Origin of the sequence: Cellulomonas triticagri, from assembly GCF_003696205.1 — a bacterium.
GTDB lineage: Bacteria > Actinomycetota > Actinomycetes > Actinomycetales > Cellulomonadaceae > Cellulomonas > Cellulomonas triticagri.
On sequence record NZ_RFFI01000037.1, the window covers coordinates 1 to 20202 of the forward strand.

General features: G+C 73.6%; 16 protein-coding genes. 13 read left to right on the forward strand and 3 right to left on the reverse strand.

What is annotated here, in order from left to right; all coding sequences use genetic code 11:
• Positions 1-212 precede the first annotated feature (212 nt).
• Positions 213-2456, reverse strand: a complete 2244-nt coding sequence (locus EBM89_RS08435) for a (Fe-S)-binding protein (RefSeq protein WP_122149002.1) — start codon at positions 2454-2456, stop codon at positions 213-215.
• A 306-nt stretch (positions 2457-2762) separates the two neighbouring features.
• Between EBM89_RS08435 and EBM89_RS08440 the strand changes: the two genes are divergently transcribed.
• The 8 genes from EBM89_RS08440 (at position 2763) to EBM89_RS08475 (ending at position 10568) form a co-directional block, all read left to right on the forward strand.
• The gene (locus tag EBM89_RS08440; RefSeq protein ID WP_122149003.1) at positions 2763-5855 is read left to right on the forward strand and encodes a Na+/H+ antiporter subunit A; all 3093 of its coding nucleotides are present in this window, start codon (positions 2763-2765) and stop codon (positions 5853-5855) included.
• A gap of 8 nt (positions 5856-5863) precedes the next feature.
• Entirely contained in the window at positions 5864-6394 is a 531-nt protein-coding gene (locus EBM89_RS08445) for a Na(+)/H(+) antiporter subunit C (protein WP_122149022.1), read from the forward strand.
• Positions 6391-7977 (forward strand): Na+/H+ antiporter subunit D, encoded by a 1587-nt coding sequence (locus EBM89_RS08450; protein ID WP_122149004.1) that lies wholly within the window; start codon positions 6391-6393, stop codon positions 7975-7977. The genes EBM89_RS08445 and EBM89_RS08450 overlap by 4 nt, the downstream gene beginning before the upstream one ends.
• A gap of 2 nt (positions 7978-7979) precedes the next feature.
• Positions 7980-8564: a Na+/H+ antiporter subunit E gene (locus tag EBM89_RS08455; RefSeq protein WP_122149023.1), complete on the forward strand. Its 585-nt coding sequence runs from the start codon at positions 7980-7982 to the stop codon at positions 8562-8564.
• Positions 8561-9106: an MrpF/PhaF family protein gene (locus EBM89_RS22060; RefSeq protein WP_233571629.1), complete on the forward strand. Its 546-nt coding sequence runs from the start codon at positions 8561-8563 to the stop codon at positions 9104-9106. Before EBM89_RS08455 ends, EBM89_RS22060 begins: the two co-directional genes overlap by 4 nt.
• Complete coding sequence (mnhG, locus tag EBM89_RS08465) at positions 9103-9519, forward strand: monovalent cation/H(+) antiporter subunit G (protein ID WP_122149005.1); 417 nt, start codon at positions 9103-9105, stop codon at positions 9517-9519. Before EBM89_RS22060 ends, mnhG begins: the two co-directional genes overlap by 4 nt.
• 68 nt (positions 9520-9587) lie before the next feature.
• A complete protein-coding gene (locus tag EBM89_RS08470; protein WP_199732038.1) occupies positions 9588-10073 on the forward strand; it encodes a VOC family protein in 486 nt (161 codons plus the stop codon).
• Positions 10074-10094: 21 nt separating this feature from the next.
• Positions 10095-10568, forward strand: coding sequence for an acyl-CoA thioesterase (locus EBM89_RS08475; RefSeq protein WP_233571630.1), 474 nt, complete (start codon positions 10095-10097; stop codon positions 10566-10568).
• Positions 10569-10584: 16 nt separating this feature from the next.
• On the opposite strand, the gene EBM89_RS08480 is transcribed toward EBM89_RS08475, so the two are convergent.
• On the reverse strand, positions 10585-11454 hold the full coding sequence (locus tag EBM89_RS08480) for a Cof-type HAD-IIB family hydrolase (protein WP_233571631.1): 870 nt from the start codon (positions 11452-11454) through the stop codon (positions 10585-10587).
• A gap of 135 nt (positions 11455-11589) precedes the next feature.
• On the opposite strand from EBM89_RS08480, the gene EBM89_RS08485 reads away from it, so the two are divergent.
• From EBM89_RS08485 to EBM89_RS08505, 5 genes are all read left to right on the forward strand, one after another.
• On the forward strand, positions 11590-12405 hold the full coding sequence (locus tag EBM89_RS08485; RefSeq protein WP_122149006.1) for an SCO4651 family lipoprotein: 816 nt from the start codon (positions 11590-11592) through the stop codon (positions 12403-12405).
• A 150-nt stretch (positions 12406-12555) separates the two neighbouring features.
• Positions 12556-14181 carry a methyl-accepting chemotaxis protein gene (locus EBM89_RS08490; RefSeq protein ID WP_122149007.1) on the forward strand — a complete coding sequence of 542 codons (1626 nt, stop codon included), beginning with the start codon at positions 12556-12558 and terminating at the stop codon, positions 14179-14181.
• Between the two features lie 101 nt (positions 14182-14282).
• A complete protein-coding gene (locus EBM89_RS08495; RefSeq protein WP_122149008.1) occupies positions 14283-15518 on the forward strand; it encodes a Fic family protein in 1236 nt (411 codons plus the stop codon).
• 158 nt (positions 15519-15676) lie between these two features.
• On the forward strand, positions 15677-18259 hold the full coding sequence (locus EBM89_RS08500; protein WP_122149009.1) for an ATP-dependent Clp protease ATP-binding subunit: 2583 nt from the start codon (positions 15677-15679) through the stop codon (positions 18257-18259).
• A 200-nt stretch (positions 18260-18459) separates the two neighbouring features.
• Complete coding sequence (locus EBM89_RS08505; RefSeq protein WP_122149010.1) at positions 18460-19482, forward strand: LacI family DNA-binding transcriptional regulator; 1023 nt, start codon at positions 18460-18462, stop codon at positions 19480-19482.
• Between the two features lie 25 nt (positions 19483-19507).
• Here the strand turns inward: EBM89_RS08505 and EBM89_RS08510 are convergent, their stop codons facing one another.
• Positions 19508-20137, reverse strand: a complete 630-nt coding sequence (locus EBM89_RS08510) for a TetR/AcrR family transcriptional regulator (protein WP_158609575.1) — start codon at positions 20135-20137, stop codon at positions 19508-19510.
• Positions 20138-20202: the final 65 nt, after the last annotated feature.

Genomic DNA, 20202 nt, shown 5'->3' on the forward strand with positions numbered 1-20202 from the left:
CGGGAAAGACAGCCCCTGACCGAACAACACCTCGATCTGCGCCCGCTCCTGCAGCGTCAACCTCGCACCAGCCATGCCACGCACCCTCTCGATGAGGACCACGTTGCAACAACCACCTGACGCCAAGGCTGCGAAACCCGCACCTGCTGACCACTCGACGCCTCGGCGCCGCGAGGTCGCGGGTGGGTGCGGGTGCGGGTGGGTGCGTGGGGTCAGGCGCCGGCGCGGACGCGGTCCAGGAGCAGGAGCGCGATGTCCTGGACCTCCGGGACGCCGACGGCGCCCCGGTCGACGCCGGCCGCGGGGGCGGCGGCCGCGACGCCGTCCGTCAGCATCACCGTGCAGTACGGGCACGCCGTCGCGATGACGTCGGCGCCGGTCGCGACGGCCTCCTGCGCGCGGGCGGTGCCGATGCGGGTGCCGATCGACTCCTCGACCCACATCCGGGCGCCGCCGGCACCGCAGCAGAACGACCGCTCCCGCTTGCGGGGCATCTCCACGGCCTCGACCCCGGGCAGCGCCGCGAGCAGCTCGCGCGGGGGCTCGTAGACCTGGTTGTGTCGGCCGAGGTAGCAGGGATCGTGGTAGGTCACGCGCTGCTCGGGGGCGTCGGCTGGCGCGACGGGCGTGAGCCGCCCCTCGCCGACCAGCCGGTCCAGCAGCTCGGTGTGGTGCACGACGTCGAACCGCCCACCGAGCTGCGGGTACTCCCGGGACAGCGTGTTGAAGCAGTGCGCGCAGGTGACGACGATCGCGCGGGCCTCGGCGGCGGTCAGCGTCTCGACGTTCGCGGAGGCGAGCACCTGGTAGAGCACCTCGTTGCCCGCGCGCCGGGCGGGGTCGCCGGTGCAGCCCTCGCCGTCGCCCAGCACCGCGAACGTCACCCCGGCGGTGTGCAGCAGCTCCGCGACGGCGCGGGTGGTGCGCCTCGCCTTCTCCTCGTACGCCCCCGCGCAGCCGACCCAGAACAGGTAGTCGACCTCGGCGGCGGACGCGACGTCGGCGCCGACCACGGGCACGTCGAACGGCAGGTCCTTCGCCCAGTCCAGGCGCTGCCGGGCGGGCAGGCCCCAGGGGTTGCCCCGGCGCTCGAGCTTCGTGAACGTCCCGCCGAGCTCGGCGGGGAACGCCGACTCCATCAGGGTCTGGTACCGCCGGATGTCCACGATGGTGTCGACGTGCTCGATGTCGACGGGGCACTGCTGGACGCACGCCCCGCAGGTGGTGCAGGCCCACAGCGCGTCCGCGTCGATGACGCCGGAGGCGACGAGGTCGACGTCCACGTGCCCGGGCTCGACGTCCTGGCCGGCGCGGGCGGCCCGCAGGTACGGCGCGGTCGCGGCGGCGTGGTCCCGCAGCGCGAGCGTCAGGAGCTTGGGGGACAGCGGCTTGCCGGTGGCCCAGGCCGGGCACTGGTCCTGGCAGCGGCCGCACTCGGTGCACGTGCTGACGTCGAGCAGCTGCTTCCAGGTCAGGTCCTCGACCGCGCGGGCGCCGAGCCGGGCGTCCTCGGGCAGGTCCTCCAGCGCGGCGACGTCGAGGTCCCGGTCGCCGACGCGCAGCGGCTCGAGCGGCCCGAGCGCGACCTCGCCGGACGGCGAGCGCTGCGCGTAGACGTTGAGCACGGCGAGGAAGCGGTGCCAGGCCACTCCCATGGTGGGCTGGAGCCCGACGACGACGAACCAGGCCATCGAGACCAGGATCTTGACGGTCGCGCACAGCACGACGGCGGCCTCGACGGTCGACGTCGCGGCGCCCGACCACAGGGAACCGATCCAGGCGGTGGTGGGGAAGTGCCAGGCGGAGGCGAGCGCCGACCCGTCGCGCACGGCGAGCTCGTGCTCCAGCCCGCGCAGCAGCAGCACGGCCAGCACGATGAGCAGCACCGTCGCCTCGACCACGACGGCCTGCCCGGTGTGCGACCCGAAGAACCGGGACCGGCGCGCGCGCGGGGTCACGGCGGCGTCCGACCCGTCCCCGGTCCCCGCCCCGACGGCCGCGACCGCGGCGGCGGGGGTGCGGGGCAACCGGTCGGCGCCGCGCGGCGTCGAGCGCACCCGCACGCCGATCAGCGCGAGGATCCCCGCGAGCGACAGCCACGCGATGCCCTCGGTGACCCACTCCCACGGCGCGAGGTGCCCGACGACCGGCAGCGCGGCGCGCGGGTCGACCACCTGGCCGTACCCGGCGGCGAGCGTGAAGAACAGCACCGGGAAGGAGACCATGACGACCCAGTGCGCCGCGCGGACGACGGGCCGGTGCTGGAACCGCCCGTGCCCGACCATCTCGCGCAGCACCAGCAGCGTGCGGCGTCCGACGGGGCGCAGCCGACCGGGCGCGGGGCGTCCCGTGCGCACCGTGCGGGTGATCCGCGTCGCGCCGTGCGCGAACACGGCGACCCCGACGACGGTGGCGACGAGCACCACGACGAGGCAGGTCAGCCGGAGGACGTCCACGTCGTCACGGTAGTCGGCGGGGGTCGGGCGACCCGCGGCCGGAGGTCCCGGGCGGGGTGGGTGACGTCCCTCACCAGGACGAAGGTCGACCAACCCTTGATAGAGTTCTGGTAATCCCCGACGACCCCGGTCGACGCGTGCCCGGGGGCCTGGCGGCCCGCGGACCCACGTCGCCGTCGCTCGGGCGTACCTGCCCACGACTGACAACTCCACGACTGCCGGCCGCAGCCGACCCCGCGCACCAGCGCGGCGGGTGCCCGTCGGCCTGACCGACCGACCACCCGCCCACGACAGGACGGAGCGGACGTGCTGCAGCTCCTCGCGGTGCACCTCGTCGCTGCCCTGGTCGCGCCCGCGCTCGTCGCGTGGATCGGCCGCAAGGCGTTCTGGGTGCTCGCGCTCGCCCCCGCGTCGGCGGCGGTGTGGGCGCTCTCCCTCACCGGGGAGGTGATGGACGGCCGGGGCCCGGTGCAGTCCGTCGCCTGGATCCCCGGCCTCGGCATCGAGCTCTCGTTCCGGCTGGACACGCTGTCCTGGCTGATGACGCTGCTCGTGGGCGGGGTCGGCGCGATCGTGCTGGTCTACTGCTCGGCGTACTTCAAGGCCGGGGCGAGCGGGCTCGGGCGGTTCAGCGCCGTGCTCACCGCCTTCGCCGGGGTCATGCTCGGCCTCGTCACCGCCGACGACACGCTGCTGCTGTTCATGTTCTGGGAGCTGACCACGGTCTTCTCCTACCTGCTCATCGGGCACTACCACGAGCGCAAGGCCAGCCGCCGGGCGGCGATGCAGGCCATCCTGGTCACCACGGCGGGCGGCCTGACGATGCTGGTCGGGGTCGTGCTGATCGGCGAGGCCGCCGGGACCTACTCGCTGTCCGCGACGCTCGCGGACCCGCCGCACTCGGCGGCCGTGACCGCCGGGGTGGTGTGCCTGCTGATCGGCGCGGCGAGCAAGGCCGCGCTCATCCCGATGCACTTCTGGCTCCCCGCCGCGATGGCCGCGCCGACGCCGGTGTCCGCGTACCTGCACGCCGCCGCGATGGTGAAGGCGGGCGTCTACCTGGTCGCGCGGTTCGCCCCGGCGTACTCCGACCTGTCGGCCTGGCGCTGGATGGTGGTGCTGCTCGGCGGCGGCACCCTGCTGCTCGGTGGCTACCGCGCGCTGCGGCAGCACGACCTCAAGCTGGTCCTCGCGTTCGGCACGGTCAGCCAGCTCGGCCTGATCATCCTGCTCGTCGGCTACGGCACCCGGGCGACCGCCCTGGCGGGCCTGGCCATGATCGGCGCGCACGCGATGTTCAAGGCGGCGCTGTTCCTCGTCGTCGGCGTCGTGGACGCCGCGGCCGGCACCCGCGACCTGCGCCGGCTGTCCGGCGTCGGGCGCGCCCTGCCGGTGACCGCCCTCGCGGGCGGCCTCGCGACGCTGTCGATGATCGGCGCCCCGCCCTTCGCGGGCTACGTCGCCAAGGAGGCCGCGCTCGAGGCGCTGGTGCACGAGGGCGACCCGATGGGTCTCGTCGTCCTGGTGCTCGTGGCGGTCGGCTCCGCGCTGACCGTGGCGTACGGCCTGCGGCTGTGGTGGGGCGCGTTCGCCACCAAGCCCGTGCTGTCGCCCAACGCCGTCAAGGCGATCACCGCCGCCAAGGACGCGCGCTACGCCGCCGAGGACAAGGCCGCGAAGGACCTGCCGGAGCCCGTCGCCACCTGCGACGACGACCGCGCGGACCCGGCACCGGTCGGCCGCCCGTCGCTGCTGCTGGTGTGGCCCGCGATGCTGCTGGCGGTCCTCGGCCTGGCCGTCGCGCTGCTGCCGAACCTGGGCGAGCAGCTGCTCGCGCCGCACGCGGACGCCTACCCGGTCGGCGAGGCCGGGCACCTGGTGCTGTGGGGCGGGTTCACGCCCGTGCTGGCGATCACGGTGGCCGTCCTCGGGGTCGGTGCGCTGCTGTTCGTGGTGCGCGGACCGGTCGAGGCCCTGCAGGCCCGTGCCCCGCACCTGCCCGAGGCCGACCGCGTGTACCGCCGGTTCATGCGCAAGCTCGACGACCTGGCGGCCGACGTCACCGCGATCACCCAGCGCGGTTCGCTGCCGGTCTACCTCGGCGTCATCCTCGTGGTGTTCGTCGCCACGGTCGGCGTCCCGCTGGTGGCGTTCACGCAGCTGCCCACCGACGTCCGGCTCTGGGACCGCCCGGCGCAGCTCGTCATCGGCGCGTTCGTCGCGGTCGCGGCGGTGCTGGTCGCGCGGGCGCGCCGCCGCCTCAAGGCCGTGATCCTCATGGGCGTCGGCGGCTACGGCGTCGCCGCGCTGTTCCTGCTGCACGGCGCCCCCGACCTCGCGCTCACGCAGGTGCTGGTCGAGACGGTCACGCTCGTGGTGTTCGTCCTGGTCATGCGGCGGCTCCCCCCGTACTTCTCGGACCGCCCGCTGGTCGGGTCGCGCTACATCCGCCTGGCCATCGCGCTGGCCGTCGGCCTGACCGTCGGCGCGCTCGCGCTGATCGTGCCCGGCGCGCGCGTGCACGACCCGGTGTCCGTGGACTTCGCCGAGGAGGCGTACGCCTTCGGCGGCGGCAAGAACATCGTCAACGTCACCCTGGTCGACATCCGCGCCTGGGACACGATGGGCGAGATCTCGGTGCTGCTGGTCGCGGCCACGGGTGTCGCGTCGCTGGTGTTCCTGCGCCGCCGCTCCGGGGCGATCTTCCGGGCGGGCGACGCCCCCGAGTCCCGCCAGGTGTGGGGTGGCGGGGACGACCCGCTCGCCCAGCTGCGCAAGCCGGTGACCACGCGGCCCGCCTACCAGTCGCGCGAGTGGCTGCGCGCGGGTCGCACCCTGGCCCCGCGCCGCCGGTCCGTCGTCTTCGAGGTCGTCGTCCGGCTGCTGTTCCACACGATGATCGTGTACTCGCTGTTCCTGCTGTTCTCGGGGCACAACGCCCCCGGCGGCGGGTTCGCGGCGGGCCTGGTGACCGGCATCGCGCTGATCGTGCGGTACCTCGCCGGCGGCCGGTACGAGCTCGGCGAGGCGGCCCCGGTGCAGCCGGGTCTGCTGCTCGGCAGCGGCCTGTTCCTGTCGGCGGGCGTCGGCCTGGGGGCCCTGCTGTTCGGCGGCAGCGTCCTGCAGTCCTGGATCATCGACGTCTCCCTGCCGCTGGTCGGGGACATCCACCTGGTCACGTCGCTGTTCTTCGACATCGGCGTCTACCTCGTGGTCGTCGGCCTGGTGCTCGACATCCTGCGCAGCCTCGGGGCCGAGATCGACCGGCAGTCGGAGGCCGAGGGCGAGCCCGCGGCGGTCGGCGGCGACGCCGACCCCGGCGAGGACGTCACCTTCGAGCCCGAGGTCGCCGGCCTCACGACCGGCGACGGACGCGACGAGCGGGGAGGTGCCCGGTGACCATCGACATGAGCCCCAACCTCGTCCTGGTCGGCGTGATCGTGGTCCTGGTGACCGCGGGCGTCTACCTGCTGCTCGAGCGCAGCCTGTCCCGCGTCCTGATCGGCGTCGTGCTGATCGGCAACGGCGCGAACCTGCTGTTCCTCGTCGCCGGGGGCGCCGCCGGGCGCCCGCCGATCGTCGGCCTGGAGCCCGAGGGGCGGATGAGCGACCCGCTGCCGCAGGCCATGGTGCTGACGGCCATCGTCATCACCCTCGGCATGACGGCGTTCCTGCTGGCCATGGCCTACCGGTCCTGGCAGCTGCACCAGCACGACGAGGTGCAGGACGACGTCGAGGACCGCCGGATCGCGCGCCTCGCCGCCCGCGACGAGCGCGCCTTCGAGGACGCCGACACCGAGGAGTCGACCACGACCCTCGACGAGGAGGCCGCGGAGACCCGCGACGAGACGGACGACGGGGAACCCGTGCCCGTCCCCGCGGACGGCGCGACCGACCAGCAGAGCCACGACCGGACGACCGGGCAGGAGGACCGATGAGCGAGTACGGCTTCCTCGTCCCGCTGCCCGTCGTCGTCCCGCTGTTCGGGGCCGGGCTCGCGCTCGCCCTGTACCGGCGGCCGCGGCTGCAGCGCATCATCAGCGTCATCGCGCTGAGCATCGTCCTGGTCGTCGCCGCGACGCTGCTGGTCCTGGCCGACTCCGGCCCGATCGTCGTGGACATCGGCGGCTGGGCCGCCCCGGTCGGCATCGACCTGGTCGCGGACCGGTTGTCCTCGCTGATGCTGACCGTGTCGGCGGCCGTGACCCTGTGCGTGCAGCTGTACTCGCTGGCGCAGGGCGAGGCCGACGGCGACGAGTCCGCGCCGGTGTCGATCTACCACCCGACCTACCTGATCCTGACGGCGGGCGTCGCGAACGCGTTCCTGTCCGGGGACCTGTTCAACATCTACGTCGGCTTCGAGATCCTGCTCGCGGCCTCCTACGTGCTGCTGACGCTCGGCGGCACGGGGGAGCGCATCCGCGCGGGCAGCATCTACGTCGTCGTCGCGCTCGTGTCGTCGCTGCTGTTCCTCATCGCCATCGCGATGATCTACGCCGCCACGGGGACGGTGAACCTCGCGCAGCTCGCCGAGCGGCTGCCGGAGATCGACGCGGACGTGCGGCTGCTGCTGCAGGTGCTGCTGCTGCTCGCGTTCGGCATCAAGGCGGCGATCTTCCCGCTGTCCGCGTGGCTGCCGGACTCGTACCCGACGGCGCCCGCGCCGGTCACCGCGGTGTTCGCGGGCCTGCTCACCAAGGTCGGCGTCTACGCGATCATCCGCACCCAGACGCTGCTGTTCCCCGAGGGCCGGATGGACGACGTCCTCATGTGGGCGGCGCTGGCCACGATGGTGGTCGGCATCCTCGGCGCGGTCGCGCAGGACGACCTCAAACGACTCCTGTCGTTCACGCTGGTCAGTCACATCGGCTACATGATCTTCGGCATCGCCCTGGCCTCCGAGACCGGGTGGGCCGCCGCGATCTACTACGTGGCGCACCACATCATCGTGCAGACCGGCCTGTTCCTGGTGGCGGGGCTGATCGAACGGCGGGGCGGGTCCACGTCGCTCGACTCCCTCGGCGGCCTGGCCAAGATCGCCCCCGTGCTGGCGGTGCTGTTCTTCATCCCGGCGATGAACCTCGGCGGCATCCCGCCGCTGTCCGGGTTCCTCGGCAAGGTCGGGCTGCTGCAGGCGGGCGTGCAGGACGGCTCGGCGCTCGCCCTGACCCTGGTGGTCGGTGGCGTCGTGACGTCGCTGCTCACCCTGTACGCCCTGATCAAGGCGTGGAACAAGGCGTTCTGGCAGACGCCGCCGGAGCCGCTGCCGGAGCGGACGCTGCCCAAGGGCATGGTCCTGCCCGCCGGTGCGCTGGTCGTGCTCGGCCTCGCGCTGACGTTCGGCGCCGGTCCGCTGTACGGCTACGCCGAGCGGGCGTCGCAGGCGCTGTCCGACCGGTCCACCTACGTCACCGCCGTGCTGCCGCAGGGCGGGCGGGGCGCGGGCGAGTCCGTCGACGCGACCCGCGAGGCGGAGTCCGAGGCGACCCCGACCGCCGTCGCGACCGGGGAGGAGGGCTGATGATGAGCCTGCACCCGCGCAAGCGCCGCCTGGCCGCGCAGTGGCCCACGGTCGTCTGGCTCGTCGTGGTCTGGGTCCTGCTGTGGGGCGACCTGTCGTTCGGCAACGTCATCGCGGGCACGGTCGTGGCGGTCGCCGTCACGGGCCTGCTGCGGATGACGCCCGTCGACTTCCACGGCCGGCTGCACCCCTGGGGCCTCGTCGTGCTCGTCGCCCGGTTCGCCTGGGACCTGCTGCACGCCTCCGTCGAGGTGTCCTGGGTGGCCCTGCGCCCCCGGCACACCCCGCGCGGCGCCGTCATCGGCGTGCAGCTGCGCAACCACTCCGACCTGTACCTGACGATCACCGCCGAGCTCTGCTCGCTGGTGCCGGGGTCGCTCGTCGTCGAGGCGCACCGGCTCACCGGGATGCTCTACCTGCACGTCCTGGACGTCGAGCAGTCCGGCGGCGTCGAGGCAGCCCGCAAGACCGTCCTCGACCAGGAGGAGCGGGTGCTACGCGCGTTCGCCTCCGACGACGAGCTGCGCGCCGCGGGCCTCGACCCGCACCCCCGCCGCTCGGCCCGACGCGCGGAGGTGCGCGCATGACCGTCGTCCTGCTGATCTGCGCGGCGCTGCTGACCGTCGCCGGGGTGCTCGCGCTCATCCGCGCCGAGCGCGGCCCGTCGATGCTCGACCGGACGGTCGCGCTCGACATCGTCGTGACCGTCGTGGTCGCAGCGGTCGCCCTGTACGCGGCCGCCGAGCGGCGCACCGACGTCGTGCCGATCCTCGTGGTGCTGTCGCTCGTCGGGTTCGTGGGCTCCGTGACGATCTCCCGGTTCGCCTCCGTCGAGCCCGAGGGCGAGGGCCGCGTGCGGTCCCGCGAGGAGATCGCCCAGGAGGAGGCGGAGCGCATCCGCGCCGAGGAGGAGGCCGAGCGGGCCCGCCGGGCGCGCCGCGCGAAGGAGGCCGAGGTCGCGCACCCTGACGCGGAGCCCGTCGCCCCGGTCGAGGCGCGCCGCGAGGAGGAGTCCGCCGGCCACGCCGCGGACGCCCAGGCCTCGAGCGCCGAGGTCCCCCACGACGACGACCGCGCCGAGCACGACGGCACCGAGCACGACCGTACCGACGAGGGGAGCACCCGATGAGCTGGGACACCGTCGCCGACGTCGTCGCGTCGATCTGCCTGATCGGCGGGGCGCTGCTCGCGTTCGCCGCCGGGGTGGGCGTCCTGAGGTTCCCCGACCTGCTGTCGCGGATGCACGCCGGCACCAAGCCGCAGGTGCTCGGGCTGATCCTCGTGCTCATCGGGCTGTCGCTGCGGCTGCGGTCCGGCGGCGCCGTGTGGGCGCTCGTGCTCGTCGCGCTGTTCCAGATGCTCACCGCCCCGGTGGCCGCGCACCTGGTCGGCCGCGCCGGGTACCGCACGGGCAAGGTCCGCCGCGACCTGCTCGTGGTCGACGAGCTCACCGACGCGCAGGCGCGCGCCGCCACCCGCGACGACGCCGACCTGCCGCGCAACGACGCCCCCGAGGAGACGACGGACGCCGAGCGCCGCTGAGCCCTCGACCCTCGACCTCGCGGTCGCCCCGGGTGCACGATGGAGGCACCCGAGTCGAGGAGGACCCCGTGGCCGTCGCCAGCAGCGTGCACCCGTTCCTGTGGTTCGACGACCAGGCCGAGCAGGCGGCCGCGCTGTACACCTCCCTGGTGCCGAACTCCCGGGTGACCGCGACCAGCACCTACCCGGAGGGCTCGCCCGGCGGCGTCGCGGGGTCGGTCATGTCGGTGTCGTTCGAGCTCGACGGGCTGCCGGTCGAGGCGCTGAACGCCGGACCGGAGGTCCGGTTCACCGAGGCGTTCTCCTTCCACGTCTCGGTGGTCACGCAGGACGAGGTCGACGCGCTGTGGGACGGGCTGATCGCCGGCGGCGGCGAGCCGTCGCAGTGCGGGTGGCTCAAGGACCGGTTCGGCCTGTCCTGGCAGATCGTGCCGAAGACGCTGGACGAGCTGCTGGGCGACCCCGATCCGGAGCGCGCCGGGCGCGCGATGCGGGCGATGCTGGGCATGCAGAAGCTCGACGTCGCCGCGCTGCGGGCCGCCGCCGACGGCTGACGGAGCACCTACCCTGGGGGCGTGACCGACCTCGCCCCCACCCCCCGGCGCGGACGTGTGACGATGCAGGTGCGCTGGTCGGACGTCGACCTGTTCGCCCACGTCAACAACGCCGCCTACCTGCGGTTCCTCGACGACGCGCGGTTCGCGCTGTTCCCCTCCATGGGCGTCGACCCCGCAGGCCGTCCCACCGACTCCCTGCTCGTGGTCGTGAAGCACGAGATCGAGTACGTCGCCCCGCTCGCGTTCCGCCCCGAGCCCGTCGCGGTGGACGTGTGGGTGCCACGCATCGGGCGCTCGTCGGTGGACTTCGGCTACGAGGTGCTCGACGTCGCGGCGCCCACCGGTGCCGCCGAGCCCGTCGTGTACCTGCGGGCGCGGTCCCGGATGGTGCAGCTCGACCGGGGGACGCACGCGCCGCGGGAGTTCACCACGGACGAGCGCGCCGTCTTCGAGCAGTACGCGGGCGAGGCCCCGGTCCTGCACGGCTGGTGACCCGGCGGCCCCGGGCTCACGCCGGGAGGTCCACCCCCAGCGTCGCCGCCAGGGTGCGGACCACGCCGTTGCGGGAGTTCGCCGGGACCACGTAGCGCGCCCGGGCCCGGACGTCCGGGTGGGCGTTGTCCATCGCGCACGAGAACGCGGCCGCGTCCAGCATCCCCGCGTCGTTGAGGTAGTCCCCGAACGCCATCGTCTGCTCCGGGGTCACGCCCAGCCGCTCCTGGACGCGCCGCAGGGCGTGACCCTTGTCGGCGTCCGGGCTCATCACGTCGATCCAGTGCTGCCCGGACACGACGACCCGCACCCGCTCGGCGACGTCGGCGAACGCGGGCGCGGTGGTCTCCTCGACCGAGCCGAAGTCGAAGACCGCGATCTTCAGGACGACGTCGTCCACGGCCGTGAGGTCGTCGACCTGCTCGAGGCGGGCGTAGTGCCGGTGCGCGTGCTCGGCGAACGCGTCGTCGCCGCGCTCGATGTACCCGGCGCGCTGCCCGCACAGCACCATGCCCACGTCGCCGCCCGCGGCGGCGAGGTCGCGGACCCGCCGGACGACGACCGGCACCTCGGCTGCGGGCAGCGGGTCGGTGGACAGCGTCTCGCCGTGCTGCACGACGTAGGAGCCGTTCTCGGCGATGTAGACCAGGTCGGCGCCCCGCTCGCCCATGAGCTCGCGCAGGTTCGCGTACTGCCGGCCGCTGGCGGGGCAGAACGCGATCCCGCGGCGCTCGAGCTCGGCGAGCACCGGCCAGAACGAGTCCGGGACGCGGCCCTGCGGGTCGAGCAGCGAGCCGTCCATGTCGCTGACGACCAGGCGGACGTCGGCGTCGGCGGGGATCGTGGGCGGGTCGAGCACGGGCGTGGTGGCGGCGTGGGCGGTCACCCCCGCATCATCGCAGGGCGCGGGGTGCCCCCGTCCGGGTGAGTGGGCGGGCGAAGGACGCACAGGGAGCCCCTGGGGTGCGCACAGACGGGATACCGTCGTCGTGCCGATCCCCGACCTCGAGGAGAACTCCGCATGCGCGTCTCGCGCGGCTTCGCCGTCCTGTCGCTCACCACCGCCGCCGTCCTGGGCCTGTCGGCCTGCTCGTCCGACGACGCCGCCAAGCCGGACCGCGCGGTCGAGAGCGGGACCACCGCCGAGGAGGTCGTCGAGGAGCAGGGCGACTTCGACCTCACCGCCGAGGACTTCGTCGAGCGCGTCTCCGCCGCCATGAAGGCCCAGGAGACGCTGACGATCGAGATGACCACGACCGCCGCGGGCGTGACGTCCGAGGCCGTCGGTCAGGTCCGGTACGTGGGCGACACGCAGGAGATGGCGATGACCATGTCCGCGGGCGCCGGCGCCGAGGCCGGCATGGCCACGGACATCGAGATGCGCGTCGTCGGGGGCATCGTCTACATGACCATGGGTGAGCTCACCGGCGGGAAGTTCCTGCAGATCGACCCGAACGACCCGTCGGACCCGCTGGCGTCGTCCTTCGCGGGCATGTCCGGCCAGCTCGACCCGACGAGCGCGCTCACCGAGCTCGACGGCGCGATCACGTCGCTCGAGAAGGCCGGCGAGCCCGAGGAGCGCGGTGGCGCGCTCGCCCAGCCGTACGCGCTCACGGTCGACACCGCGGCGCTGGAGACCACGAACCTGGACGGCTCCGCCGCGTCGCTGCCGGCCCAGATCGTCTACACGTACTGGGTGGACGCCGACGACCTGATGCGCGGCATGAGCGTCGACGTCGCGGAGAGCACCGTCGAGATGACCTTCACGAAGTGGGGCGAGCCGGTGGAGATCGCCGCGCCGACCGCCGACCAGATCACGGAGATGCCCTCCTTCTGATCCGCGCCCGCACCGACGGCCCGGTACCCGCCCACGGGTGCCGGGCCGTCGGCGTCCCCGCCGGGTGACGTCGCAGCGGACCGCTCAGTGCGCGGTCCCGGCGACCGATGCGACGGCTGCGGGGGCTCAGGACACGGGCGGGAGCAGGACATGAGCGGGTCGACGGTGCGCGGACGCTGGACGGGCGTGCGGGCCAAGGTGCTGGGCGTCGCGGCGATCGGCGCGGCGACCGCGGTGGTCGCGGGCATCGGGTCGCAGGTCGCGCTGGGGCGGGTCGAGTCCGCGAACCAGCAGATCGCGGACCTGCAGCAGGTCTCGACGCAGGTCGGCGAGATCCGGACGATGAACTCGGACGTCACCGGCTGGCAGGTCGCGTACGCGTGGGACTCGCGGCGGATCGGCGGCCCCGAGGCCGTGTCGACCGCGAACCCGAACCGCGCCGGGTACCTCGACTCGGTCGAGACGCTGCGCGCGACCCTCGACGCCGTGGACACCTCGCTGCTCACCGCGGACGAGAGCGCCGTCTACGCGCAGATCCCCCCGCTCTGGGAGGAGTTCTTCGCGGTGGACGACCAGGTGGTCGCCGCGTACACCGAGGGCACCCCGGAGGCGGTCGACGCGGCCGACGCCCTGGTGGTCGGCCCCGGCTACGACGTCTACTACGCGATCGGCGACGCCACCACGCAGCTGCTCGACTCGCTGCGGGAGCGCACCGTGACGGCGACGGAGGCCGCCGCGTCGGCGGCCTCGACGGGGCGGGTCGTGACCGCCGTCCTGCTGGTGCTCGGCGCGCTGGCCGCGCTGCTCGTCGGGCTGCGCACCGCCGGGTCGATGGCCCGCGCCGCCGGTCGGGTCCGGGCCACCGCCGAGGCGATGGCGACCGGCGACCTCACGGTGGTGCCGGACGTGCGCTCGCGCGACGAGCTCGGCGAGATGGCGGGGGCGCTCGCCACCGCGCAGACCAGCCTGCGGGCGACGATGTCCGGGGTGGTCGAGACCGCCCAGGCCGTCGCCTCGGCCGCCGAGCAGCTCTCGGCCGCCGCCGCCCAGGTGTCGACGGGCTCCGACGAGACCTCGGCGCAGGCCGGTGTCGTGGCGGCTGCCGCGGAGCAGGTGTCCCGCAACGTGCAGACGGTCGCGGCGGGTGCCGAGGAGATGGGTGCGTCGATCCGGGAGATCGCGCAGAACGCGTCGCAGGCCGCCAAGGTCGCGGGCCAGGCCACCGAGGCGGCGACCGCCACGAACGAGCAGGTCGCGCGGCTGGGCGAGTCGTCGCAGGAGATCGGGAACGTCGTCAAGGCGATCACGAGCATCGCGGAGCAGACGAACCTGCTGGCGCTCAACGCGACGATCGAGGCCGCGCGGGCCGGTGAGGCGGGCAAGGGCTTCGCGGTCGTGGCCGGGGAGGTCAAGGAGCTCGCCCAGGAGACCGCGAAGGCGACCGAGGACATCGTCCGGCGCGTCGAGGCCATCCAGGCCGACACCGGGGCGGCCGTCACCGCCATCGGCGAGATCGGGCACATCATCGCGAGCATCAACGACTACCAGCTGACCATCGCCTCGGCGGTGGAGGAGCAGACCGCGACGACCACGGAGATGTCCCGGTCGGTGGCTGAGGCCGCGACCGGGTCCGGGGAGATTGCCGTCAACATCACCGGGGTCGCGGCGGCGTCCAGCACCTCGTCCCAGACCGTCGGGCAGATGGGCGACGCCGTGCACGACCTCGCGCGGATGGCGGAGGACCTGCGCGGGCGGGTCACGCAGTTCACGTACTGACGCCCGCTCGCGCCGGGCGGCGTACCTACCGGAACGGGGTGGGCTTTGGAAGGATCCACCGATATCCTTCCAAAGCCCCATGATCCTCTGGAAGGTTCGACGTGTCGCCCTCTCCCGCTCCCCGTACCGGCAGCCGTGCACCGCGCGGCGACGGCGGGTGGCCCGCGCTCGGGAGCGAGGAACGGGAGTGGGTCTCGACGATCGATCCGGGTCGGCTGACGGTCTACGAGCGGATCCGCCTCGACCGGCCCTACCGCGCGGCGATCGTCCCGGAGATCGCTGACGTCAGGGTCGACCTCGATCCGGAGGTGCTCACGCTCGCCCAGGACGCGGCGACGGAGATGACCCGGTTCGATGCCGAGGTCGCGCACCTCCCGCTGCCGATGCCCGCGGTGCTGCTCCGGAGCGAGTCGGCGTCGTCCTCGCAGATCGAGCAGCTCACCTCCAGCGCGCGCAACATCGCCCTGGCCGAGCTCGGCGTCGGGGACAAGGAGAACGCCCGTCTCGTCGTCGCGAACGCCCGCGCGATGATGACCGCCCTCGCCGACGGGGACGAGGTGACGCCCACCGGGCTGCTCGCGATCCACCGCGAGCTCATGGTCGCGGAGCCGGACCACGCCGGTCGGTGGCGTGAGGAGCAGGTGTGGATCGGCGCGTCGGACGTCTCGCCGCACGGCGCCGACTTCGTCGCCCCGCACCACGACCACGTCCCGCGCCTCGTCGAGGACCTCGCGGCGTTCGCGGCACGGGTCGACGTCCCGGCCCTGGTGCACGCCGCGCTCGTCCACGCGCAGTTCGAGACCATCCACCCGTTCGTGGACGGCAACGGCCGCACGGGGCGGGTCCTGCTGCACACCGTGCTCCGGCGTGCCGGCGTGGTCGCGCGTGCGACCGTGCCCGTCTCGGCCGGCCTGCTGCGCGACACGGGGTCGTACTTCCGCGCGCTGACCACCTACCGCGAGGGCGAGCCCCACGCCGTGGTCGAGCAGGTCGCGCTCGCCGCCCTCGCGGCGGTCCGCAACGGTCGCGAGCTCGCGTCCGACGTCGAGGGGATCCGCGAGCGGTGGCGCTCCACCGTCCGGGCCCGGCGCGACGCGGCGGCCTGGCGGCTGCTCGACGCGCTGTTCGCACGACCCGTCGTCGACGTCGCCCTCGCGGCGACGTTGACCGGGACCAGCGGGCGCGCCGCCCTGACCGCCGTCGACACCCTGGTCGAGGCCGGTGTGCTCACGCCCGTCTCGGGTGCGCGCTGGGGGCGGGCGTGGCAGGCGACCGACGTGCTCGCGGCCACGGACGCCTTCGCCCGCCGCGCGGGACGGCGGCGCGCAGGGCGCTGACGGGCACGGTGCGGGCGACCTCGTCACGCCAGGGGCGAACACGGGACGCCCGCGGCACCCCCCGCCGTTAGCATCGAACAACGCCGCCTCGTCGTGCGGCGGACCGGGTGGGCCAAGCCCGGCGCCGACGACGAGCACGCCGCTCGTGAGGAGTGCACATGTTCGAGAGATTCACGGACCGAGCCCGTCGCGTGGTCGTCCTCGCCCAGGAAGAGGCGCGGATGCTCAACCACAACTACATCGGCACCGAGCACATCCTCCTGGGCCTCATCCACGAGGGGGAGGGTGTCGCGGCCAAGGCGCTCGAGTCGCTGAACATCTCGCTCGACGCGGTGCGCGCCCAGGTCCAGGAGATCATCGGCGAGGGCCAGCAGGCCCCGAGCGGGCACATCCCGTTCACGCCGCGCGCCAAGAAGGTGCTGGAGCTGTCGCTGCGCGAGGCGCTGCAGCTCGGCCACAACTACATCGGGACCGAGCACATCCTGCTCGGCCTGATCCGGGAGGGCGAGGGCGTCGCGGCCCAGGTGCTCGGCAAGCTCGGAGCCGACCTGAACCGCGTCCGCCAGCAGGTCATCCAGCTGCTTTCCGGCTACCAGGGCAAGGAGCCCGTCGCGGCCGGTGGCCCGCAGGAGGGTCAGCCCTCCGGCTCCGCCGTCCTCGACCAGTTCGGCCGCAACCTGACGCAGGCCGCGCGCGAGACCAAGCTCGACCCGGTGATCGGGCGCGAGAAGGAGATCGAGCGGGTCATGCAGGTGCTGTCCCGCCGCACCAAGAACAACCCGGTGCTGATCGGTGAGCCCGGCGTCGGCAAGACGGCCGTCGTCGAGGGCCTGGCCCAGGACATCGTCCGGGGCGACGTGCCGGAGACGCTGAAGGACAAGCAGCTCTACACGCTGGACCTCGGCGCCCTGGTCGCCGGCTCCCGCTACCGCGGTGACTTCGAGGAGCGCCTGAAGAAGGTCCTCAAGGAGATCCGCACCCGCGGCGACATCATCCTGTTCATCGACGAGATCCACACCCTCGTGGGTGCGGGCGCCGCCGAGGGCGCGATCGACGCCGCCAGCATCCTCAAGCCGATGCTGGCCCGCGGCGAGCTGCAGACCATCGGCGCGACGACGCTCGACGAGTACCGCAAGTACATCGAGAAGGACGCCGCGCTCGAGCGCCGGTTCCAGCCGATCCAGGTGTCGGAGCCGAACCTGCAGCACGCCATCGAGATCCTCAAGGGCCTGCGCGACCGGTACGAGGCGCACCACCGCGTGTCGATCACGGACGGTGCCCTCGTGGCCGCCGCGACGCTGGCCGACCGGTACGTCAACGACCGGTTCCTGCCGGACAAGGCGATCGACCTGGTCGACGAGGCCGGTGCCCGCTTGCGCATCCGCCGCATGACGGCCCCGCCGGAGCTGCGCGACCTCGACGAGCAGATCGCCGAGACGCGCCGCGACAAGGAGTCGGCGATCGACGAGCAGGACTTCGAGAAGGCCGCGCGCCTGCGCGACCAGGAGAAGCAGCTCGGCCTCAAGCGCCAGGAGAAGGAGAAGGCCTGGAAGTCGGGCGACCTGGACGCGGTCGCCGAGGTCGACGAGGAGCTCATCGCCGAGGTGCTGGCGCTGGCCACCGGCATCCCGGTGTTCAAGCTCACCGAGGAGGAGTCGAGCCGCCTGCTGCACATGGAGGACGAGCTGCACAAGCGCGTCGTCGGGCAGGAGTCGGCGATCAAGGCCCTCTCGCAGGCGATCCGCCGCACCCGCGCCGGGCTCAAGGACCCGAAGCGCCCCGGTGGCTCGTTCATCTTCGCGGGCCCCACGGGCGTCGGGAAGACCGAGCTGGCCAAGGCGCTCGCCGAGTTCCTCTTCGGGGACGAGGAGGCGCTGATCCAGCTCGACATGTCGGAGTTCTCGGAGAAGCACACCGTCTCGCGGCTGTTCGGCTCGCCCCCCGGCTACGTCGGGTACGACGAGGGCGGCCAGCTCACCGAGAAGGTGCGCCGCAAGCCGTTCTCGGTCGTGCTGTTCGACGAGGTCGAGAAGGCGCACCCGGACATCTTCAACTCGCTGCTGCAGATCCTCGAGGACGGTCGCCTGACCGACTCGCAGGGCCGGGTGGTCGACTTCAAGAACACCGTCATCATCATGACCACGAACCTCGGCACGCGGGACATCGCCAAGGGCGTCCAGACCGGCTTCCAGGCCGGCGGCGACCTGTCGACGTCGTACGAGCGCATGAAGTCCAAGGTCAACGACGAGCTCAAGACGCACTTCCGTCCCGAGTTCCTCAACCGCGTCGACGACGTGGTCGTGTTCCCGCAGCTGTCGCAGCCGGAGATCTTCGCGATCGTCGACCTGATGGTCGCGAAGCTCGACGCCCGTCTGCGCGACAAGGACATGGGCATCGAGCTCACCGAGGCGGCCAAGAAGCTGCTGTCGGAGAAGGGCTACGACCCGGTCCTGGGCGCCCGGCCGCTGCGCCGCGCGATCCAGCGGGAGATCGAGGACGCGCTGTCCGAGAAGATCCTGTTCGGGGAGCTGCACGCGGGTCAGCAGATCATCGTGGACGCGCACGGCGAGGGTCTCCTCGGCGAGTTCGTGTTCCGCGGCGAGGACCGCGCGCCGCGCGCCAAGGAGCCGGTGCCCGTCGGGGCGTCCTCCTCCGGCACGCCGGGCTCCGGCACGGACGTGCCGCCGGCGCCGCCGATCGCGTCGTCCGGTGACGGCGGGACGGGCCTGATGCCCGCCTGACGCACGCACGTCACGCACCACCGGCAGGGGCCGGGTCGCACCACGCGACCCGGCCCCTGCCGCGTGCGGGGCACCGGTTGCGGGAGTTGTCGCCGCACGCAACAATGCGCCGCCGAACCGGGGGAATTCGGTCATTCCGGGGGGTGCGAGCACCCAGAAATGCCGAAAATGAACGCAAGGAATACGCCTACCCTGACGTCATGCCAGGTCAGGTGACGCTCAGCGACGTCGCGCGGGAGGCGGGGGTCTCTCTCGCGACGGCCTCCCGTGCGCTCAACGGCAGTGCCAACCGCACCGTGGGGGAGGAGCTGCGCAAGCGCGTGCACGTCGCCGCGTCGCGGCTGCGCTACTCGCCGGACGGCATCGCGCAGGCGATGGCGCGCGGTCGCACCACCACCCTCGGGCTCGTGGTGCACGACATCGCCGACCCGTACTTCTCGGCCGTCGCCGCCGGGGTCGCCGCCGCGGCCACCGCGGGCGGGCTGTCCGTGACGCTGGCCGTCACCGGGGACGACCCGCGGCGCGAGGCGGAGGTCGTGCACCAAATGGAGCGCCAGCGGGCGCGTGCCGTGGTGCTCGCGGGTGGCCGGTCCGGCGACCCGGAGGCGGACGAGGCGCTGCGCGCGGCCATCGCGTCGTTCCGGGGCATCGGCGGCGCCGTGGCGGTCGTCGGCCGCGACGGCCTGGGCGTGGACACCGTCGTCGTCCCGAACCGGGACGGCGCCGCCGACCTCGCGCGGGCCCTGCACGGACGCGGCTACCGCCGGTTCGCCGTCCTCGCCGGCCCGGAGCAGCACGCGGCCGCCGCCGAGCGCGCGGCGGGCTTCACGTCCGCGCTCGACGCCCTGGGTGCCACGGTGCCCGCTCCGCTGGTGCTGCACTCGCCGTTCACGCGCGACGGCGGGCACGAGGCGATGTCCCGCCTGCTCGCGGGCGAGGGGCGCGACGTCGACCTGGTCTTCGCCGTCGGCGACGTCATGGCCGTGGGCGCGCTCACCGCGGCCCGCGAGGCCGGCGTCTCGGTGCCGGAGGACCTCGGGCTCGCCGGGTTCGACGACATCCCGGCCCTGCGGGACGTCACCCCGGGGCTGACCACCGTGCGGCTGCCGCTGGACCAGATCGGTGCCGAGGCGACCCGCCTCGTGCTCCAGGCCGGGGAGGAGCCGGTGCTCGCGCCGGTCGCGAGCGAGGTCGTGCTGCGGGAGTCGACGCCCGGTCGCTGACCCGGTCGGGTCGGACCCGGCCGCGTCAGGGGCGGGCGAGCAGCGCCAGCAGGTCCTCGACGTCGACGCGCTCCCCGGGCAGCGGGTCCCCGCCCGGGCGCAGGGCCGCGCGCAGCAGCCCGGTGCGCCGCGCGAGCAGCGCGGAGTTCACCTCGTCCGGCAGTCCCGGGGTGCCGTGCATCGCGGCGGCGAACATCAGCACGATCTCTGGTGTGCCGACGTCGTCGCGCACCAGGCCGAGCCGCTGGGCGGTCCGCACGACCTCGCCCGCGGCGTTCGCGGTGCGCGCGCGGACCGCGACGAGCTCCTCGGTGAACACGTCGGCATCGCGCGCGTGCGGGACGAGGACCGGCAGCAGCACGGGCAGGCCGGAGTCGAGGAAGCCGCCGAGGAACGCGTCCCACGCCGCTGCCGGGTCGTCGCCGTCCAGGCCGGTGCGCGCGGCGGCCAGCAGCCCGCCGACGTGGGCGAGCCGGTCGGCGACGACGGCCTGCACCAGGCGGGTCCGGTCGGGGAAGTGCCGGTACACGGTGCCGATGCCGACCCCGGCGGCGCGGGCGACGGCCTCCACCGGGACGTCGAGGCCCTGCACCGAGTAGAGCGCCCGGGCGGTGTCGAGGACGCGCTGCCGGTTCCGTGCCGCGTCCGCCCTCATCCCGGCAGCATAGGTCCTCATAACCGGAAGCGGAGCCTCCGGTTCGGTGCTACGGTGCTGCCGAA